At 75.9% G+C, this 17,319-nt stretch carries 16 protein-coding genes; 10 read left to right on the top strand and 6 right to left on the bottom strand.

The window, feature by feature from the left end; genetic code table 11:
- Positions 1–3 precede the first annotated feature (3 nt).
- From BX266_RS00785 to BX266_RS00775, 3 genes are all read left to right on the top strand, one after another.
- The gene (locus tag BX266_RS00785) at positions 4–1,524 is read left to right on the top strand and encodes a beta-N-acetylhexosaminidase (protein ID WP_099897006.1); all 1,521 of its coding nucleotides are present in this window, start codon (positions 4–6) and stop codon (positions 1,522–1,524) included.
- 189 nt (positions 1,525–1,713) lie between these two features.
- Positions 1,714–3,171: a cellulose binding domain-containing protein gene (locus BX266_RS00780; RefSeq protein WP_099897005.1), complete on the top strand. Its 1,458-nt coding sequence runs from the start codon at positions 1,714–1,716 to the stop codon at positions 3,169–3,171.
- Between the two features lie 150 nt (positions 3,172–3,321).
- Positions 3,322–3,753: an NUDIX hydrolase gene (locus tag BX266_RS00775; RefSeq protein WP_099897004.1), complete on the top strand. Its 432-nt coding sequence runs from the start codon at positions 3,322–3,324 to the stop codon at positions 3,751–3,753.
- A 7-nt stretch (positions 3,754–3,760) separates the two neighbouring features.
- Here the strand turns inward: BX266_RS00775 and BX266_RS41090 are convergent, their stop codons facing one another.
- Entirely contained in the window at positions 3,761–4,087 is a 327-nt protein-coding gene (locus tag BX266_RS41090) for a hypothetical protein (RefSeq protein ID WP_399168769.1), read from the bottom strand.
- A 130-nt stretch (positions 4,088–4,217) separates the two neighbouring features.
- The gene (locus tag BX266_RS41085) at positions 4,218–4,406 is read right to left on the bottom strand and encodes a hypothetical protein (RefSeq protein WP_399168767.1); all 189 of its coding nucleotides are present in this window, start codon (positions 4,404–4,406) and stop codon (positions 4,218–4,220) included.
- 215 nt (positions 4,407–4,621) lie between these two features.
- Between BX266_RS41085 and BX266_RS00765 the strand changes: the two genes are divergently transcribed.
- The 5 genes from BX266_RS00765 (at position 4,622) to BX266_RS00745 (ending at position 7,302) form a co-directional block, all read left to right on the top strand.
- Complete coding sequence (locus BX266_RS00765; protein WP_099897003.1) at positions 4,622–5,092, top strand: hypothetical protein; 471 nt, start codon at positions 4,622–4,624, stop codon at positions 5,090–5,092.
- Positions 5,080–5,511: a hypothetical protein gene (locus tag BX266_RS00760; RefSeq protein ID WP_099897002.1), complete on the top strand. Its 432-nt coding sequence runs from the start codon at positions 5,080–5,082 to the stop codon at positions 5,509–5,511. Before BX266_RS00765 ends, BX266_RS00760 begins: the two co-directional genes overlap by 13 nt.
- Positions 5,512–5,554: 43 nt before the next feature.
- Positions 5,555–5,737, top strand: coding sequence for a hypothetical protein (locus BX266_RS00755; RefSeq protein ID WP_099897001.1), 183 nt, complete (start codon positions 5,555–5,557; stop codon positions 5,735–5,737).
- Between the two features lie 149 nt (positions 5,738–5,886).
- On the top strand, positions 5,887–6,450 hold the full coding sequence (locus BX266_RS00750; RefSeq protein WP_099897000.1) for a hypothetical protein: 564 nt from the start codon (positions 5,887–5,889) through the stop codon (positions 6,448–6,450).
- 129 nt (positions 6,451–6,579) lie between these two features.
- Positions 6,580–7,302: a hypothetical protein gene (locus BX266_RS00745; RefSeq protein WP_099896999.1), complete on the top strand. Its 723-nt coding sequence runs from the start codon at positions 6,580–6,582 to the stop codon at positions 7,300–7,302.
- Between the two features lie 15 nt (positions 7,303–7,317).
- Here the strand turns inward: BX266_RS00745 and BX266_RS00740 are convergent, their stop codons facing one another.
- From BX266_RS00740 to BX266_RS00730, 3 genes are all read right to left on the bottom strand, one after another.
- Positions 7,318–8,301 (bottom strand): ABC transporter ATP-binding protein, encoded by a 984-nt coding sequence (locus tag BX266_RS00740; RefSeq protein ID WP_180290334.1) that lies wholly within the window; start codon positions 8,299–8,301, stop codon positions 7,318–7,320.
- 61 nt (positions 8,302–8,362) lie between these two features.
- Positions 8,363–11,104, bottom strand: a complete 2,742-nt coding sequence (locus BX266_RS00735) for a hypothetical protein (RefSeq protein WP_120314345.1) — start codon at positions 11,102–11,104, stop codon at positions 8,363–8,365.
- Positions 11,101–14,355: an FtsX-like permease family protein gene (locus tag BX266_RS00730; protein ID WP_120314344.1), complete on the bottom strand. Its 3,255-nt coding sequence runs from the start codon at positions 14,353–14,355 to the stop codon at positions 11,101–11,103. The genes BX266_RS00735 and BX266_RS00730 overlap by 4 nt, the downstream gene beginning before the upstream one ends.
- A gap of 246 nt (positions 14,356–14,601) precedes the next feature.
- Between BX266_RS00730 and BX266_RS39545 the strand changes: the two genes are divergently transcribed.
- Both BX266_RS39545 and BX266_RS00720 read left to right on the top strand, forming a co-directional pair.
- Positions 14,602–15,258 (top strand): peptidylprolyl isomerase, encoded by a 657-nt coding sequence (locus BX266_RS39545; protein ID WP_099896996.1) that lies wholly within the window; start codon positions 14,602–14,604, stop codon positions 15,256–15,258.
- Between the two features lie 62 nt (positions 15,259–15,320).
- Positions 15,321–16,580 carry an MFS transporter gene (locus BX266_RS00720; RefSeq protein ID WP_099896995.1) on the top strand — a complete coding sequence of 420 codons (1,260 nt, stop codon included), beginning with the start codon at positions 15,321–15,323 and terminating at the stop codon, positions 16,578–16,580.
- 28 nt (positions 16,581–16,608) lie between these two features.
- Here the strand turns inward: BX266_RS00720 and BX266_RS00715 are convergent, their stop codons facing one another.
- Complete coding sequence (locus tag BX266_RS00715; RefSeq protein WP_099896994.1) at positions 16,609–17,241, bottom strand: hypothetical protein; 633 nt, start codon at positions 17,239–17,241, stop codon at positions 16,609–16,611.
- Between the last annotated feature and the right edge of the window lie 78 nt (positions 17,242–17,319).

Here is a 17,319-nt window from a genome sequence, read left to right as displayed (position 1 = left end):
CCCGTGATCCTGCCGACCCCGGTCGATCTCGTTCCCGCCGCCGGACGGTTCACCCTCACCGAGCGGACCACCGTTCGGGCGGACGGCGATGCCGCTCCGGTCGCCGACCTGCTGCGGACGCTGCTGCGCCCCGCCACCGGGCTGCCGCTCGCCCCCGGTGCGGACGGGACGGTCGCCCTGACGCTCGACCCCGCGGAGCGCGAGCTCGGGGCGGAGGGCTACCGGCTCACCGTCGACCCGTTCCAGGTGACCCTGCACGCGGCCCGGCCCGCCGGTCTGCGGCACGCCGTCCAGACGCTGCGTCAACTGCTGCCCCCCGAGGCGCTGTCGGCGCGGCCCGCACCCGGCGTCGAGTGGAGCCTGCCCGCCGTCCGGATCGTCGACCGGCCGCGGCACGCCTGGCGCGGGTTCATGATCGACACCGCCCGGCACTTCCAGCCGATCGACCGCCTGCTGGCCGCCGTCGACCGGATCGCCCTGCACAAGCTGAACGTGCTGCACCTGCACCTCACGGACGACCAGGGCTGGCGGCTGCCGGTCGACGCCTACCCGCGGCTCACCGAGATCGGCGCGGGGCGCACCCGCAGCATGCTGGGCCACGCCGGCTCCACCCGGTACGACGACCTGCCGCACCAGGGCGCCTACACCAAGGCCGAGTTGCGGCACCTGGTGGCCTACGCGGCCGAACGGGGCGTCACCGTGGTCCCGGAGATCGACATGCCCGGTCACACCAGGGCCGCCCTCGCCGCCTACCCGCAGCTCGGCAACCACCCCGAGCGGCAGCTCGACGTGTGGACCGAGTGGGGCGTGTGCGAGACCGTGCTCGGCGTGCACGAGGAGGTGTTCGCGTTCTGCCGCGCCGTCCTGGACGAGACGATGGAGCTGTTCCCGTCCCGGTACGTGCACCTCGGCGGCGACGAGTGCCCCACCGTCGAGTGGGAGACCAGCCCCGCCGCCCGCCGCAAGGCCGCCGAACTCGGCCTGGCCGAACCCGCCCACCTGCGCGGCTGGTTCCTCGGCCGGGTCGGCCGCCACCTGCTGGAGGCCGGCCGGATCCCGATGTGCTGGGCCGAGGCCGACGGCTCCACGCTGCCCGTCGAGTTCACCGTGATGCCCTGGCGGGACGCCGAACACGGCCGGGAGGCCGCCCGGCGCGGCCACGACATCGTGATGGCCCCGCACCGCGCCACCTACCTCGACTACCCGCAGAGCGAGCACCCCGAGGAGCCGCTCGGCCAGGCCGAGTACGTGGTCGACCTGCCCACCGCGCACGCCCACCTCGCGGCCCCCGAACACTGGGGCGAGGACGAGCGCGCCAAGGTGCTCGGGACCCAGGCCCAGCTGTGGAGCGAATTCGTCACCACCGCCGAGCACTTCGACTACCTCGCCTACCCGCGGCTGTGCGCCATCGCCGACCGCGCCTGGAACCCCGCCAGCGACTACGACCGGGACTTCCTGCCCGCGCTCGCCGCGCACCGCCCCCGGCTGGCCGCACTCGGCGTCCACCACGCCGAACGCGGCTGACCGGCCGGAGCGGGCCGCACCCGGCGCGGCCCGCGCCCCCACCGACCCGGCCGCCGACCCACCGTCGGCGACCGCCCGCAGCACGCGGACCACCTCCGCCGCCGCACCCCGCACGTGCACCACCGGCTACTCCTGACGCCCCGCGCCGCCCGATGCCGCGCGAGGCCCGCCCCCACGGAAGGAATCCACGTGTCCGCACGCCCCCGCACCACCAGCCGCCGAGCCCGGCTGGCAGCCGCCGCCGCGGTCGTCGCGGCCGGCCTGGCCGCCACCGCGCTGACCGTCGCCCCGGCGCACGCCGCCGACGCGTTCAGCGTCCAGTACCGCACCAGCGCCTCCGGCGCGACCGCGGACCAGACCGAGCCGTGGTTGCAGGTCACCAACACCGGCACCACCACCGTGGCGCTGAACCGGATCACCCTGCGCTACTACTTCAAGGCGGACAGCGCCTCCACCAGCTACCGCTTCGCCTGCTCCTGGGCGGTCAAGGGCTGCGCCAACATCACCGGCACCTTCGGCACCCTGGCCAACCCCACCGCCACCGCCGACCGCTACCTGGAGATCGGCTTCACCGCCGGCGCCGGCTCGCTCGCCCCCGGCCAGTCCACCGGCGACATGCAGCTGCGCTTCTACCGCGCCGACTGGCAGACCCTCACCCAGTCCGACGACTACTCCTTCTCCGGCACCCAGACCTCCTACGCCGACTGGCAGAAGGTCACCCTGCAGGAGGACGGCGCGCTGATCTGGGGCACCGCCCCGGCCGGCAACAACCCGTCCCCGTCGGCGAGTTCCTCGCCCAGCCCGTCCCCGTCCGGGTCCACTTCCACCCCGCCGGTGGACCCGAACGCCCCCGTGCTGTTCGACGACTTCTCTTACAACACCAGCTCCGACGCGGCGATCCAGCAGCACGGCTGGACCGTCAAGTCCGGACAGGGCGGCCCCGGCGTGTCCGGCGCCACCTGGTCGCCGCAGGACGTGACCTTCCCGACCGTCGGCGGCAGCAAGGTGCTCAACCTGCGGCTGACCACCGACGGCACCGCGGCGGGCACCAAGGAGACCGAGATCCAGACCACCGCGCGGAAGTTCAAGAACGGCACCTACGCGGCCCGCGTCAAGTTCGCCGACGCCCCCAACAGCGGCCCCGACGGCGACCACATCAACCAGACCTTCTTCGCCTTCACCCCGCTGAACGCCCCGATGGACCCCAACTACAGCGAGCAGGACTTCGAGTACCTGCCGAACGGCGGCTGGGGCGAGCAGAGCAACATCATGTACGAGACCACCTGGGAGACCTACAACCCCGACCCGTGGAACGCCGTCAACACCCACGGCGAGCAGCGGCAGTCCTACGACGGCTGGCACCTGCTGCAGTTCACCATCGACAACAGCAACGTCACCTACTACATCGACGGCCAGGTCGTCGCCACCCACGGCGAGCCCTACCTGCCCGAGACCCCGCAGTTCATCGACTTCAACCACTGGCTGATCGACCTCAACGGCCAGACCTCGTCCACGGTGCGCTCCTACGACCAGCAGGTCGACTACGTGTACTTCGTCAAGGACCAGGTGCTGACCCCCGCCCAGGTCGCCGCCAACGTCGCCGGCCTGCGCGCCGCCGGCACCGCGTTCAAGGACAACGTGAGCTGACGTCCCGGCACGTCGCCCCGCTCCCCGGCCGTCCGGCCGGGGAGCGGGGCGCCGTCGCACGACCGGGTCGGCAGGGTGTCGGCGCCGGCCCCTAGGGTCGGAGCAGGCGCCGACCCGCGCCGTGACGCGTGCACCGAGGGGGAGACCGACGTGAGCCAGTACCGCGAACTCGTCCGACAGGCCCGCGCGGAGGGCATCGAGGCGTTCCTGGTCGGGGTGGTCGTGCTCGACGGGCAGCGGCGGGCGCTGATGGTCCGCCGCAACCCCGACGACCACTTCGGCGGCCTGTGGGAGTTCCCCGGCGGCTCGCTGGAACCCGAGGAGGACCTGCCGGCCGGGGCGGCCCGCGAACTCGCCGAGGAGACCGGCCTCACCGGGCTCGACCTGGCCTACCTGTGCGCCGCGGACTTCACCGGCCGGCACGGCGTCCGCTTCCGCCTGTTCGCGTTCACCGCCGCCGTGGCCGGCCGCCCGGCGGTCGCCCTCGCCGAGCACGACGCCCACCGCTGGGCGGCGCTGGACGACCTCCCGCCGGTCGGCGGCCACCACGCCGAGATCCTCGCCCACCTCCGGCGGTCGTGACGGGCCGTCAGGAGAGGTCGAGCAGGGCGTCCGGGCGGGCTCCGCCGGCCTCGGCGACCACCTCGGCGAGGGACTGCTCGGCGCGGACGGCAGTGAACCGGAAGCCGTCGCCGGCGCGGACGAAGCCGTGCACCGCGGGGCGCGGCACGCTGTTGTAGCCCCACGGCGCGGAGGCGCAGTAGCCGCCGGTGTCCGGCAGCACGACCAGGTCGCCCGCCTCGATGCGGGGCAGTTCGCGGGCCCGGGCGACCAGGTCGCCGGCGAAGCAGAGCGGGCCGGCCACGTCCTGGGGGAGCGGCGGCCCGGAGCGCGGGGAGCCGTCCGCGGCGAACACCTCGACCCGCAGCGGCCAGGCGTCCGGGATGAAGACCGTGCGGGTGGCCAGGTGCGCGCCCCGGCGAAGTCCGGCCGGGCGTCGTCGGAGCCGAAGTCGACGGGCAGCCCGCCGCCCAGGTCGATGCCGGTCACCCGGCGGCCCCGGCCCGCGCGTTGACCTCCTCGGCGAGCTCCCACACCGCGCGCACCCCGGCCGCCATCAGTTCCGGCGGGCAGCCCTGCGAGCCGACGTGCACGTGCAGCCGGCTCAGCCACGGGTACCGGTCGAAGGCGTCGAGCACCCGCTCGCGCGCCCGCACCACCTCGGCCCGCCGCACCGCACCCCGCTCTTCTCCGCGCCGTCGAACACCCGCCACCAGCATCGGGCCGACGGCGGGCGGATCGGCCCAGGCGGGCCGGATGCTCGCCGATCGGGTGACAGTGCGTCAACGAAGCGATAGCCGCGCCCCGTTCTGGTGATGACTGAGAGTGACCGCCGTTCGGTGCGGCGGCCGCCCCGTCCCACGGGCGTCCCGACCCGACCAGGAGAGACATGCCCCGCCTCCGCTCGCTCGCGGTTCTCGCCGCACCCGCCGCATTGCTGACCCTCGGCGCCGCCGCACCCCCCGCCGTGGCGCCGATGCCGCCCGCCGCCCGCGACACCGACCCCGTGTGCAACGGCGCCGCCGGCCCCGCCGTCCCCGTCACCGGAGGCACCGTCAGCTGGTGCCAGACCGCCGACGGCGGCCGGCTCACCTTCCGCACCACCGGCCCCGCCGCCACCGACCTGTCACTGGTCGTTTACGACTGCGACGGCGGCAAGGCCCCCGCCGTCGACGCCGTCAAGTGCGCCGCCACCCTGCGCAGCACCCGCGACATCGTCTGGCGCCACGTCGAGCCGCAGCAGAGCGTGCACGCCGACCTCGCCCTCCCGCGCGGCTCCAACGCCCAGGTGTGGTGGACCGCCGACACTCCCGACCGGGCCACCGACCTGCGACTGCTGGGGACGCCGTGGAACTCCTGAACCGCGCTGCCGCGGCCGCCGCCCTCGCGCTGGCCCTCGCCGCCGCCCCCGCCCTCGCCGCCGCACCCGCCGCCCCGGCCGACAACCCGCCCGGGGTGCACGTCCTCAACGGCGACAGCCGGACCGCGAAACACGTCGACTGCCCCGCCGGCTGGGTCTGCCTCCACGACGGCGCGCGCCACGACCCCGCCGCCGTCGCCCTGCTTCCCGGCACCGAACTGACCGACACCGAACGGCTGAACCTGCCCGACGGCAGCCGGTTCACCGGCCCGCAAGGCGTCTCCGCCTGGGTCAACAACTCGCCCGTCGCCTACTGCTGGTACCCCGCCAAGGACTACCGCGGCACCGCGACGCCGATGGCCGCCGCGAGCCGCGGCAGCGCGCACAACGACGCCCTCAAGTCGCTGCGCCCGTGCTGACGCCGCCCCGCGACCCAACCGACGACCCGTCAGGAGCCACCCCGTGAGCCCCCTGCACCGGCGCGCCGCCGCCGCGGCCGCCGCCCTCGCCCTCGGCGCCGTCCTCACCGCCACCGGCCCGGCGCACTCCTCGCCGCCCGCCGGCCGCACCGTCGTCACCGACCCCGTCGTGCAGGTCGCACCGGACCGGGCGATCGAGGCAGAGCACCACCGCAGCCGCGCCTGAGAGGCCGGTTCCGGCCACCGTCCGGACGCTGACGGAGTGTCATGATCCGTCCAGCCTCCGGACGGTGTCGGCCACCCCCCGACTGGATATCCTGCAGTCAGCACGGCCGGCGGCAGCATCGGCCGACCACTGAGGGGGAAGCTGAGTCGATGTCGTACCTGCGCACGTTCCTGCCCTGGATCATCTTCGCGGTGATCCCGTCCGCCAAGTGGCAGTGGGCCGCACTGGCCGGCCTGGTGGTCGCCGCCGCGGTCATCGCCCAGCAGCGCAAGGCCGGCGCCGCCTGGGACGCCCTGATCATCGAGACCGGCTCGGCCCTCTACTTCGCCGCCCTCGCCGTGATCGCCTTCGCCGACCCGCACTCCGGCATCCGCGACTACTCCGCGACCCTCTCCTCCGCCGTCCTGGCGGTGATCGCCGGCGTCTCGCTGCTGATCGGCAAGCCCTTCACCCTCGGCATCGCCAAGCGCACCACCCCGCGGGAGTTCTGGACCCTCAAGCCCTTCATCCGGGTCAACCAGGTCATCACCTCGGTCTGGACCGCCGCCTTCGCCCTCACCGCCGCCGCCCTCGGCGTCCTCGCCCACGGCGGCCACGGCCACTCCACCACCTCCCTGATCGTCCAGATCGCCGGCTTCGTGGTCCCGATGGTCTTCACCATCCGCTACGTGGCCATCGTCCAGTCCCGCGCCCCGCAGGCCCCGCCGGCCTGACCCGCCGCACCGACGGTAGAGCTTCGGCCGAACCCGGGCAGCGATCTGCCCGGGTTTCGCCGTCTTTCCTCATGATCGGTCACGCACGGCCCGTCAGGCGGCAGGCGAACCACCGCTAGGGTGCCGCGCATGCCGCTCGCCGCCCACACCGTCTCCTACGCCGAACACGTGACCCTCGCCCTGCTGGCAGCCGCCGGTGTCATCACGCTGGGCCTGTGGATCTGGACCAGGCGGATGCGCGATCCGGTGGCGGCGATGCCCGCGGACCTGGCGAAGACCGCAGTGCGGCGGCGGGCGCTGGTCCGGGGCGTCGGCTCGATCGTGTGGGTGGCCGTCCTCGGGGTCAGCGGGCCGCTGCTGCGGAACGCGATCCCGGACCACGCCGCGGTCAGGAGCGGGCCGACGGACCGTCAGGTCGAGGTGGACCAGGTCGTCGGCAACCACAGCCTGGTGAACGGAACCGACGAGCTGCGTGCCAGGGAACCCGCCGCCATCGGGGCCGGTTGGCACGTCGGGTTCTACGCGGACCGGGCCGAACCCCGCGGCCCCGTGATCGTCCTCGCGGTGTCGGACGCCGCCGGGAACCCCGCACTCGCCGCAGAGAAGTCGCGCCTGACGCTGGACCAGGAACTGACGTCGTTCTTCGACGAGCCCTACCACGCGCGGATCACCGACGTCGACCCCGGGCCGCTCGGCGGGATGGTGCGCTGCGGCATCCGGTGGGCCGAGCAGGCCGTGGAGTGCCGCTGGGACGACGCCGCCACCAGCGGCATCGTCACCCTGCTGGACAGCGAGGACCTCGACCAGGCCGCGCTGCTGGCGCTCCGGTTCCGGAGCGTCGCCGAGCACTGACCGCCCGGCGGGCCGTCAGCGGGCGGAGTCGTCGGCGCGGACCTCGATGTGGTCGGGGGCCAGGTCGACGGCCACCCGGTGCTGCATGCCGAGGGCGGTGAGGAAGGCGGCGGGGAGCTGGACGCGGCCGGTGCGGTCGAGCATGACGTACTCGCGTTCGCTGACCTGCTCCCGGCCGTGCTCGTCGATCTCGGTGCGGCGCAGCACCTCGGTGGAGGTGCGGCCGTCGCGGATGGCGACCGAGCGGCGGACCTCGCCCGCGACCATCGGGTCGTGGGTGACGATGACGACGGTCGCGCCCAGCTCGCGGTTGACGGTGCGGAAGGCCTCGAAGATGCCCGCGGCGGTCTCGGTGTCGAGCTCCCCGGTGGGCTCGTCGGCGAGCAGCACCGTGGGGTCGTTGGCCATCGCGACGGCGATCGCCACCCGCTGCTGCTGGCCGCCGGAGAGCTGGGCGGGACGGCGGTGGGCCAGCTCGCCGATGTCCAGGGCATCCAGCAGCTCCGCCACCCGGGCCCGGCGGCGGCGGTTCGCGGCCGGCGTGGAGCGCTCGCCGCGCAACTGCATGGGCAGCGCCACGTTCTGCGCGGCCGTCAGGAACGGCAGCAGGTTGCGGGCGGTCTGCTGCCAGACGAAGCCCACCACCTCGCGGCGGTAGCGCAGGCGTTCCTTCGCGGTCATCGCCAGCAGGTCGCAGCCCGCCACCGAGGCCGAACCCGCGGTCGGCACGTCCAGGCCCGCGAGGATGTTCAGCAGCGTCGACTTGCCGCTGCCGGACGCCCCGACCAGGGCGATCAGGTCGCCCCGGTCGACCAGCAGGTCCAGGCCCTGCAGGGCCTGCACCTCCACCTTGTCCGCGGTGAAGATCTTCACCACCCGGTCGCAGGCGATCGCCGCGTCCGCCCCGTACCGGCTCGGCGCGGCCGCCGCCAGCGCGGCGCGCTGCAGCTCCTGCAGGCTCGGGGTGTCCGCGCCGCCCGACGCGTGCTCGGTGCTCAACGTTCGTCTCCCGATCCCAGTTCGACGCCCAACGGGCCTGTGTCCGTACGGAGTTCCGTGCTCATCTGTCGTCCCCCGCGCGCAGCTCGGCGGCGATCTGCCGCCGCCCCGACACCAGGGCCTCCGCCACCACGGTGGCCGAGAACACCGCCAGCAGCACCAGCGACTGCGCCAGCACCGCCCGCGCCGACGGGACGATGCCGTCCGGCGCGGCCAGCCCCACCAGCGCGGAGAGGTCGACCGACGGGCCCAGCAGCAGCACCGCGCCGACCGCCAGCAGCCCGCCCGCCACGGCCGCGCCCAGCGCCGTCGGCAGCGACTCCACCAGGATCACCGCCAGGCCCTGCCGGGGCCGCAGCCCCATGGTCCGCAGCCGGGCCAGCAGCGCCGCCCGCTCCGGACCGGACCTGGCCAGCGTCAACAGCACCGCCAGCACGGCGAACCCGGCCGCCGCCAGCACCGAGGCCAGGAACACCCGGGCCGCCGAATGCTGCAGCGGATCGGCCGCCAGCGTCGCGGCCTGGTCCGAGCCGGACCTGACCACGTACGTGGAGCTGCCCTCCGGCGTGGCCGGGTCGAGCCGGTGCAGCAGCGCCCGCAGGTCCGCCGCGTGCAGCGAGCCGGTGCCCAGCCACAGGTTCACCCCGGCCAGCTTCGGCGCCAGGGCGACGGTCTGACGGGCCGGCAGCACGATCGCCTCGCCCGAGCCCAGCGCGGGGCCGTTCCGGATCACCCCGGCCATCCGGAAGCTCGCCGTCCAGGTGGCGCCGTGCGCGTCGTGCGACCGGTCGTCGAGCCGCTCGGCCAGCGCGGGCGTCACCAGCGCCGGCACCCAGTCCGGGCCGCCGCCCGCCAGCAGCGCCGGGTCGAAGCCTCCACTGCCGTCGTACCGGGCCAGCGCCGCGTACTGCGCCGGATCGACCACCAGCAGCGACACGTTCGGCAGCAGCCCGGCGTCCGCCGTCGCCACCGAGGCCGTCCGGTCGGTGAACGCCGACACCCCGCCCCGCGCACCCGGCAGCCGCTCGGCCGCCCCGGCGAAACCCGCCGGGAGCAGGGTCGCGCTCTCCACCCGGGCGTCCGCGCCGACGGCGACCCGCACCGCGCCCAGCCGGCCCCGGTCCACCGAGCCCAGCACCATCGTGCCGAAGCCCGCCGTGGTCACCGCCAGGAGCAGCGCCAGCAGCGGCAGCAGCGTGGGACGCCGGCCGCCGCCGCCCGCCGCCCGGGTGAGCGACAGGAACCCCACCGCGCCCGGCCGGCGCGCCGCCCACCGGGCCGCCACCCGCACCAGCGCGGGCAGCATCCGGGCCAGCAGCACCGCACCCGCCAGCGCGATCAGCAACGGCGCCGCCACCAGCAGCAGGTCCACGCCCGCGCCGGCCGGGGCGACCCCGCGCTGACGCACCGCCACCACCGCGGCGGCCGACAGCGCCAGCACCGACAGCTCCGCCACCACCCGGCGCCGGCCCGACCCGAACCCGACCCCGGACAGCAGCGCCGCACGCAGCGGGAACACCAGCAGCGCCACCGCCGTCGCCGCCGCCGCGCCCAGCAGGGCGCCGCCCCATCGCGGCGTCGGCAGCACCAGCAGCGCCAGCGCCGTCGCCACCGCGGCCGCGGGCAGCGCCGTCACCGCGCTCTCGCCCAGCAGCCGCCCCAGCAGCGCCGGACGCGAAGCCCCGCGGGCCCGCAGCAGCCGCAACTCGGCGGCCCGCCGCTCGCTCGCCAGCGCCGCCGCCAGCAGCAGCACCGTCAGCGCCACCCCGGCCGCGCCCGCCGGGCCCAGCACCGTCAGCGGCGCCACCGCCGCCTGCCGGTGCTGCGCCTCGTCCAGCAGCGCCAGCATCGGCGAACGCACCGTCAGGTCCGTGCGCGCAGTGAGCGCCTGCAGCCGGGTCAGCTGCGGGCCACCGGTCAGCGTCCCCAGCGCCGCCCGGAGCTGCGGCAGTTGATCGGCCCGCGCCGCCGACACGTCGATCGGCAGCCGGACGAAGTCCTGCGGAGCGCGGGCGGACCACGCCGCGAGGGCGGAGGTCCCGATCTCCGCCGGGCCGATCAGCGCCGTCGCCCGCCAGTAGTCGGTCCGCTCCGACGGGTTCACGCCCACCGAGCTCAGGCACGGGGCCACCAGGCAGTCGGTGCCCGCCCAGAACGGGGCCTGCGGATCCGCGGCCGCGAACACGCCGACCACCGTCGCCCGCAGGGTCGGCGGCGGCCGGAGCGTGGGCTCGCTGCCGGCGTCCAGCACCGAACCCACCGACACGCCGAACTTCTGCGCCACCGGCTCCGACAGCGCCACCTCGAAGTCCTTGACCTCGGCGCCGTCCCGCAGCGCCGTCGGCCAGCGGCCCGCGACCAGCCGGGCGTTCGCCTCCGCCCCGTGCAGGTACACCAGGTCCAGCACCGGCGCCTTGCCCATCGGACGCGGCAGCCCCGGGTTGGCCAGGCTCCGCGGCGCCAACGTGGTCGACCCGTACACCGGGCCGCCCGCCCCCGGCCGCAGCGGTGCGTGCACCGACTTGGCCAGCTCGTCCGCCAGCAGGTCCAGCCGGTCGGCCCACGGCGGGCCGGCCGGGTCCATGGCCAGCCGCATCGAGGCGGCCGTCACCGCCGCCCCTCCCGGGCCGCCCGCGCGCAGGTGCGCCCGCAGCGCACCGTCCGCGCTGCGGTCCAGCGCCCGCGGCAGGGCCGCCGCCAGGAACACCGCGACCAGGACCAGCGCGGCCGTCAACCACGCCGCCGACGGGGCCGACCGCAGCCTGGTCCTGACCCACGGCGCCACGGTGGGCGGGGTACTCACATCTCCTCCACGTGCCGCAGACGGGCCGTCAGATCACGGTTGCGGCGCCCGGCCAGCAGCGCCGGCACCACCAGCGCCGCCGCCACCACCACCGCCAACAGGGACACCTGGTCCAGCGGGAGCCGCACCAGCACCTCCGGCAGCGGCCGCCGCGCCGCCGGCGTCAACACCACCAGCGGCACCACCAGGTGAACCAGCAGCGCGCCCAGCAGCAGACCGGTGCCCAGGCCCAGCAGCGCCAGCACCCCCTGCTCCGCCGCCACCGTCCGCAGCAGCACCCGGCGCGGCGAACCCAGCGCCATCAGCACCGCGAACTCCCCGGCCCGCTCCGCCGCCGCACCCACCGCCGCCGCGGCGAAACCGATCGCCGCCAGCAGCGCCGCCGCCACCGCCAGCGCGGCCAGCGCCGACTGCGGGGCCGCGCCCAGCGGGTCCCCGCGCAGGCGGTCCGTCACCTCGTCCCGCTCCAGCAGCTGCTGCGCGAACGGCGCGGCCCGCAACTGCGCCGCGGCCCGCCGCGGGCTGTCGTCGCCCGGTCCGGCCGCGGGCAGCCACCACTCCGCCGGGACGACCGACGGCTCGCCGAGCGCGTCCAGACTCCGGTCCAGCGCCGCCAGGTCGACCGCGACGGCCGGGCCGTCCACCGTCGGCAGCGCCGCCACCGAGGCGGTCACCCGGGCCTGGACGGTCGCCGTTCCGAACGGCACCGGCAGCGTCTGGCCGACCGTCGCGCCCACCGCCCGCAGGTACGAGTCGGTGGCCACCGCGGTCAGCTCCGGCACGGCCGGCAGTGCGGCCGCCCCGCCCTCCGGGGTCAGCGCGAAATGCCAGTTGGAACGCTCGTCGATGGTGGTGGTGTACGCCAGGTCCAGCAGGTGCCCGCCGCCCGCGGACGCCTTCGTGGTGCTGCCCGGCTGCCGGGCGTCCCGGCCGTCGGACAGCGCCAGCGCCCAGCCCAGGCCCGCCGGGGCGGGCACCTCGACGGCCGGCGCGGTCGCGGAGTCGGCGACCGCGACCCGGTCCACCGTGAACTCGCCGCGCAGGTCGCCCGCCGTCGAACCCGCCGCGTCCAGCGCCACGCCCACCAGCGCCAGCGGCCCGGCCAGCCGGCCGTTCGGCGCGCCCGCCGTCTCCGACAGGTCCACCGTCATCCGCCGCACCCCGCCCGCCGGAACCGGCGGCGCGGGCACCCGGTAGGAGACGCCGAAGCCGTCGCGCAGCAGCAGCGACATCGCCAGCGGCGTCCGCGGCGCGGCCGTGTCGTCGTTGCCGTCCCGGTCCCGCGAGGCCAGCACCGTGCTGGCCACGTCCAGTTCGATCCGCTGCGGCACCCCAGGCAGCGCCAGGCCGCCGCTCGGCGACCAGGCCAGCGGGCCGAACACCTGCGCCGCGCTGCGGCCCCCGAACAGGTCCGGCCGGACGTCCAGGTGCTCCGCCGCCCGCTTCGCGTCCAGCACCAGCACCGCCGCCGACCCGCCGTGCGGCAGCGGGTTGTCCCGCCGCGCCACCGGCACCAGGCGCTCGCCGCCCGGCAGCGCCGCGTACGTGCCGCCCTGGCCCGCCCCCGGCAGCGAGGACCCGGATATCCGCAGGCCCCCCGCCGTCGCGAACGAAGCCTGGTCGTGCTGCGAGGCCGACCAGGAAGCGCGCTGACCGATCGCCAGCATCCCGATCGACACCGCCAGCACCAGCAGCAGCACCGGCCCGGCCGCCCGGCCCGGCCGACGCGCGAACTGCCAGCCCGCCAGGGCCGGCCCGAGACCCGTCACCCGCCGCGCCAGCCGCTCGCCGGACCGCGCCGCGAACGGCAGCACCCGCAGCACCAGCACCGTGCCCGCGCACAGCGCCAGCGTCGGCGCCGCCACCAGGATCGGATCGACCCCGGCGGTCGCCCCCGCGTAGTGCGTCAACTGCTGGTACGCGACCACCGCCAGCACCAGCAGCGCCACGTCCGCACCCGAGCGCACCACCGAGGACACCCGGGCCTGCCGCCGCCCCGCCCGCCGCAGCACGGCCGTGCCCGCCGAGCGCAGCAGCGCCGGCAGCGCCGTCAACAGCACGCAGGCCGCCGCGCACGCCGCCGCCACCGGCCAGGCGATCCACGGCAGCGACGTGTCGAGCCCGGCGTGCGCCAGCGGCCCCCGGCCCGCCAGCAGCCGCAGCAGCACCGGCGTCAGCGGCGGCGCCAGCACCGCCGCCGGCAGCGCCAGCAGCACCGCCTCGCCCGCCGCGAACGCCCCCACCCGGCCGCGCGAGGCGCCGCGCGCCGCCAGCAACTGGTTCTCCGCCGCCTGACGGTCCGCCAGCAGGTGCACCACCAGCAGCATCGCCGCAGCCGCCAGCACCGCCAGCTGCAGCGCACCCACCAGCAGGGTCGAACGCGACACCAGTGCGTCCGAGGCCAACTCGTCCAGCAGGGCCGGGAGCTCGGTGCTCGCCAGCACCGAGGTGCCGACCTGCAGGCCCTCCACCGCGCCCGTCACCCGCCCGCGCAGCTCCGCGGCCTGCCCGGGCGTCACCGCCGAGAAGTCCGCCCGCACCAGCCAGCTGCGGCCCGCCTGCGCCACCTCGCCCGAGGTGAACGCCGCATCGTCGACCAGCAGCGGCCCGTACGTCGTGTACGCCAGCACCTGCACGCCGCGCCCCGCCGCCGGGTCCGCCCGCCAGTACGGGTCCGCCGGGTCGGTGGCCCGGTACACGCCCGTGACCTGCACGGCCAGCGGCTTGCCGGTGAAACGGTCCGTCAACTCCAGGCGGGCGGGCAGCGTCCCCGCGTCCAGGCCCAGGCCCGCCAGCGCGTTCTGCGGCACCGCCGTCTCCACCGGAGCGCCGGCGCCGCCGGGCGCCTTCGGCCAGGCCCCCGCCAGCAGTGTGGTGCGGCCGCGGTCCAGCGCCGCCAGCACCGTCAGATCGGGCTCGCCCTTCGCGGCCGCCGAGTGCGGCAGCCCGTACGAGCGGCTGCGCGCCAGGCTCTCCACGGTGGAGGGCAGGCCGTCGAACAGCTCCCGGGCGAACGCCCCGACCGCCGCGTCGTCCGCGGCGCGGTCGCCCAGCGCCCGGTCACCGGACACCAGCACCGTGGTCCGCGCCATGCCCGGCCCCTGCAGCGCCCGCCGCAGCCCGGCCTGCTCCGCGCCGCGGTCGAAGGCGACCAGGGCGGTCAGCACCGAGGTGGTGATCAGTACCGTGAGCAGGGCGGCCGTCGCCAGCGGCAGTCGCCCGCGCAGCCGGCGCACGACGAAGCCGATCATGGGTACCTTCCCCCGTTCCCCCGGCCTCTGTACTCACCGGATAGCGGACGATGTTGTCAGATCGAACGGGTGCTCGGAAAGGGTCCGGCGCGAGGCATGTGACGTACGCGCACCTACGCGCGCCACCGCGCAGGGTGCGACAAGGGACGAACGAGGGCGGAAGGTGGTGTGCCGGGCGACAGGACGGGCATGGATGGCAGGTCCGTGCCAAGTCTCTGATTGTCCGAGCGATTCGGGAGCCGTCGAATGAAGCGCAAGTCCTGGGCCCTGCTGACCGCCGCCGCCTGCACCCTGCCGCTGGCCCTGTCCACCGCCGGCCCCGCCGCGGCCGCCGCGCCCGCCCCCACCTGCAGCTACACGCCGGCCGTGCCCGCCGACAACTTCAAGGGCATCCCGGTGTTCGACGCCGCGAAGGCCGCCAAGCCCTACCACGCCACGCTGCGCACCAGCCAGGGCGCCGTCACCTTCCAGGCCCTCACCGACCGGGCGCCCTGCACCACCTGGTCCTTCCGCTTCCTCGCCGAACACGACTACTTCGACCGCACCCACTGCCACCGCCTCACCACCCAGCGGCTCTACGTCCTGCAGTGCGGCGACCCCACCGGCACCGGCAGCGGCGGCCCCGGCTACTCCTTCCCCGACGAGAACCTCGCCGGCGCCACCTACCCCGCCGGCACCGTCGCGATGGCCAACGCCGGCCCGAACACCAACGGCAGCCAGTTCTTCATCGTCTGGAAGGACACCGAGCTCTCCCCGAACTACACCCCCTTCGGCCGGGTCACCGCCGGCCTCGACGTCCTGCAGAAGATCGCCGCCGGCGGCGAGGACGACCAGAACGGCCCCGGCGACGGCTTCCCCACCCTGCCGGTGACCATCCGCAACGTCACCCTCGCCAAGCGCTGATCGGACCCGCGGGGCGTGCGCTAGGGTCTGCGGATGATCCGGCGCCCGCCCGCACCCCGCACATGAGCCGCACCGGCTCGCTGATCGACGTACGTCCCCTGCGCAGCTCGCCGCCGTTCCGGCGGCTGCTGATCGGCCGGACCGTCTCCACCCTCGGCAGCTTCATGACGATGGTCACCGTCATGTACCAGGTGTGGCAGAGCACCCACAGCCCGGCCTGGAGCGGCGCCGTCGGCCTCGCCCAGGCGCTGCCGATGGTCGCCGTCGGCCTGTTCGCCGGCGCCTGGGTCGACCGCACCGACCGCCGCCGCGCCTACCTGCTCGGCAACGCCGGACAGGCCGCCTGCTCGCTGCTGCTCGCGGTCCAGGGCTTCACCGGCCACGTCCCGGTCGCCGCCGTGCTCGGCCTGGTCGCCCTGCAGGCGTCGTTCGGGGCGATCGGCGCACCCGCCGCCGGCGTCTTCGTGCCCCGCCTGGTCCCCAAGGACCAGGTCGCCGCCGCCCTCGCCCTCAACCAGGTCACCGGCCAGGCCATGATGCTGCTCGGCCCCGCCCTGGCCGGCCTGGTGCTCGGCTGGTCCGGCACGGGTGTCTGCTACCTGCTCGACGCCGCCAGCTTCGCGGTCTCCTTCGCGGCCGCGTTCGTGCTGCCCGCGCTGCCCCCGGTCGGCGACGCCGCCCGGGCCGGCCTGGACGGGGTCCTCGACGGGCTGCGCTTCCTGATCACCCATCAGGTGGTCCGCGGCGCCCTGCTCACCGACCTCGCCGCGACCCTGCTGGCGATGCCCGCCGGCCTGTTCCCCCTGGTCAACAGCGAACGCTTCGGCGGCAACCCGCGCACCCTCGGCCTGTTCCTCTCCGCCCTGGCCGTCGGCGGCGTCACCGCCACCGCCTTCTCCGGCCGCCTCACCCGGCTCGCCCACCCAGGGCCCGCGATGCTCGCCGCCTCCGCGCTCTGGGGCGCCGCCCTCGCCGCCTTCGGCCTCACCACATCCGCCTGGGCCGGGCTCGCCCTGCTCGTGCTGGCGGGAGCCGCCGACGCGCTCGCCGTCCTCTGCCGCTCCACCATCATCCAGACCCGCACGCCCGACGCCCTGCTCGGCCGGGTCACCGCCGCCGAGACCATCGTCGGCCAGGCCGGCCCGCAACTCGGCAACCTCCGCGCCGGCCTGGTGGCCGGCTGGACCAGCGGCCTCACCGCCCTGGTCACCGGCGGCCTGCTCTGCGTGGCCGCGGTCGCCGCCGTCGGCGTGACGACCCCTCAACTCCGCGCCCGCGAAGCCCCCGCCCACCACCCGTCCACGCCGCTGCCCGCCGACTGAACCCCAGCGGCCGGGCCGGGGCCGTGCGTCACGGGCGGTGGACGGTGCAGGGCGGCGTCGGGTACGGGGAGTTGAGGCCCTTGACGGGGCGGAGGTCGGCGGTCCAGCGGCCGGAGATGGTGCCGTGCCGGAGCAGGAAGAGCTGGTTGGCGCGGCGGCGGAGGTGGACCCGGTACTCGGCCACGGCGGCGGGGCCGTCGTCGGCGAGTTCCTCGACCACGGACTCCAGCAGGCACATGGCGCAGGCGGAGCCGGTGCGGTGGCGGTTCCGGGGGAAACCGGCGGCCTCCAGGCCCCAGACGGTGAGCGTGCCGTCGGGGCCGACGCCGATCAGCACGGCCGGCGGCGGGTCGGGCGCGGTGCAGGCGGCGAGCAGGCGGCCGCGGAACTCGTCGGGCTCGACCTCGATCAGGGGCTTCCTGACCAGGGCGCCGATCAGCACGGTGAGCGGGGCGAGCAGGGTCAGGCCGGCGGTCACCCCACCGGTGACGAGCAGCCACCCGGGGCCGTCGTCCAGGCCGATGCCGATGGCGGCGGCGGACCAGAAGATCGCGGAGAACCAGTCGACCCCGCGGACCACGGGCCGCACCCACACCCGCAGGGCCGCCGACGCGGCCAGCAGCGGAACGACCACCAGGCCCACGGTGTTCAGAACGTCCATCGCTCCCACCCCCTGCCCCCAAGGGATGGATGTCCACCCTGACGACCCGTCAACCACCGCCCGGGACGGGGCCCGCGC

The sequence above is a fragment of the Streptomyces sp. TLI_171 genome (genome assembly GCF_003610255.1).
In the GTDB taxonomy this organism is placed as follows: Bacteria; Actinomycetota; Actinomycetes; order Streptomycetales; family Streptomycetaceae; genus Kitasatospora.
The sequence above is the reverse complement of the archived record's forward strand: the minus strand, read 5'-3'. Positions and strand labels throughout refer to the sequence as shown.

Coding starts and splice junctions, on each gene's coding strand:
- BX266_RS00750 (WP_099897000.1), top strand. CDS start 5,887: ATGTCGTACCTGCGCACGTTCCTGCCCTGGATCATCTTCGCGGTGATC.
- BX266_RS00720 (WP_099896995.1), top strand. CDS start 15,321: ATGAGCCGCACCGGCTCGCTGATCGACGTACGTCCCCTGCGCAGCTCG.
- BX266_RS39545 (WP_099896996.1), top strand. CDS start 14,602: ATGAAGCGCAAGTCCTGGGCCCTGCTGACCGCCGCCGCCTGCACCCTG.
- BX266_RS00765 (WP_099897003.1), top strand. CDS start 4,622: ATGCCCCGCCTCCGCTCGCTCGCGGTTCTCGCCGCACCCGCCGCATTG.
- BX266_RS00715 (WP_099896994.1), bottom strand. CDS start 17,241: ATGGACGTTCTGAACACCGTGGGCCTGGTGGTCGTTCCGCTGCTGGCC.
- BX266_RS00745 (WP_099896999.1), top strand. CDS start 6,580: ATGCCGCTCGCCGCCCACACCGTCTCCTACGCCGAACACGTGACCCTC.
- BX266_RS00730 (WP_120314344.1), bottom strand. CDS start 14,355: ATGATCGGCTTCGTCGTGCGCCGGCTGCGCGGGCGACTGCCGCTGGCG.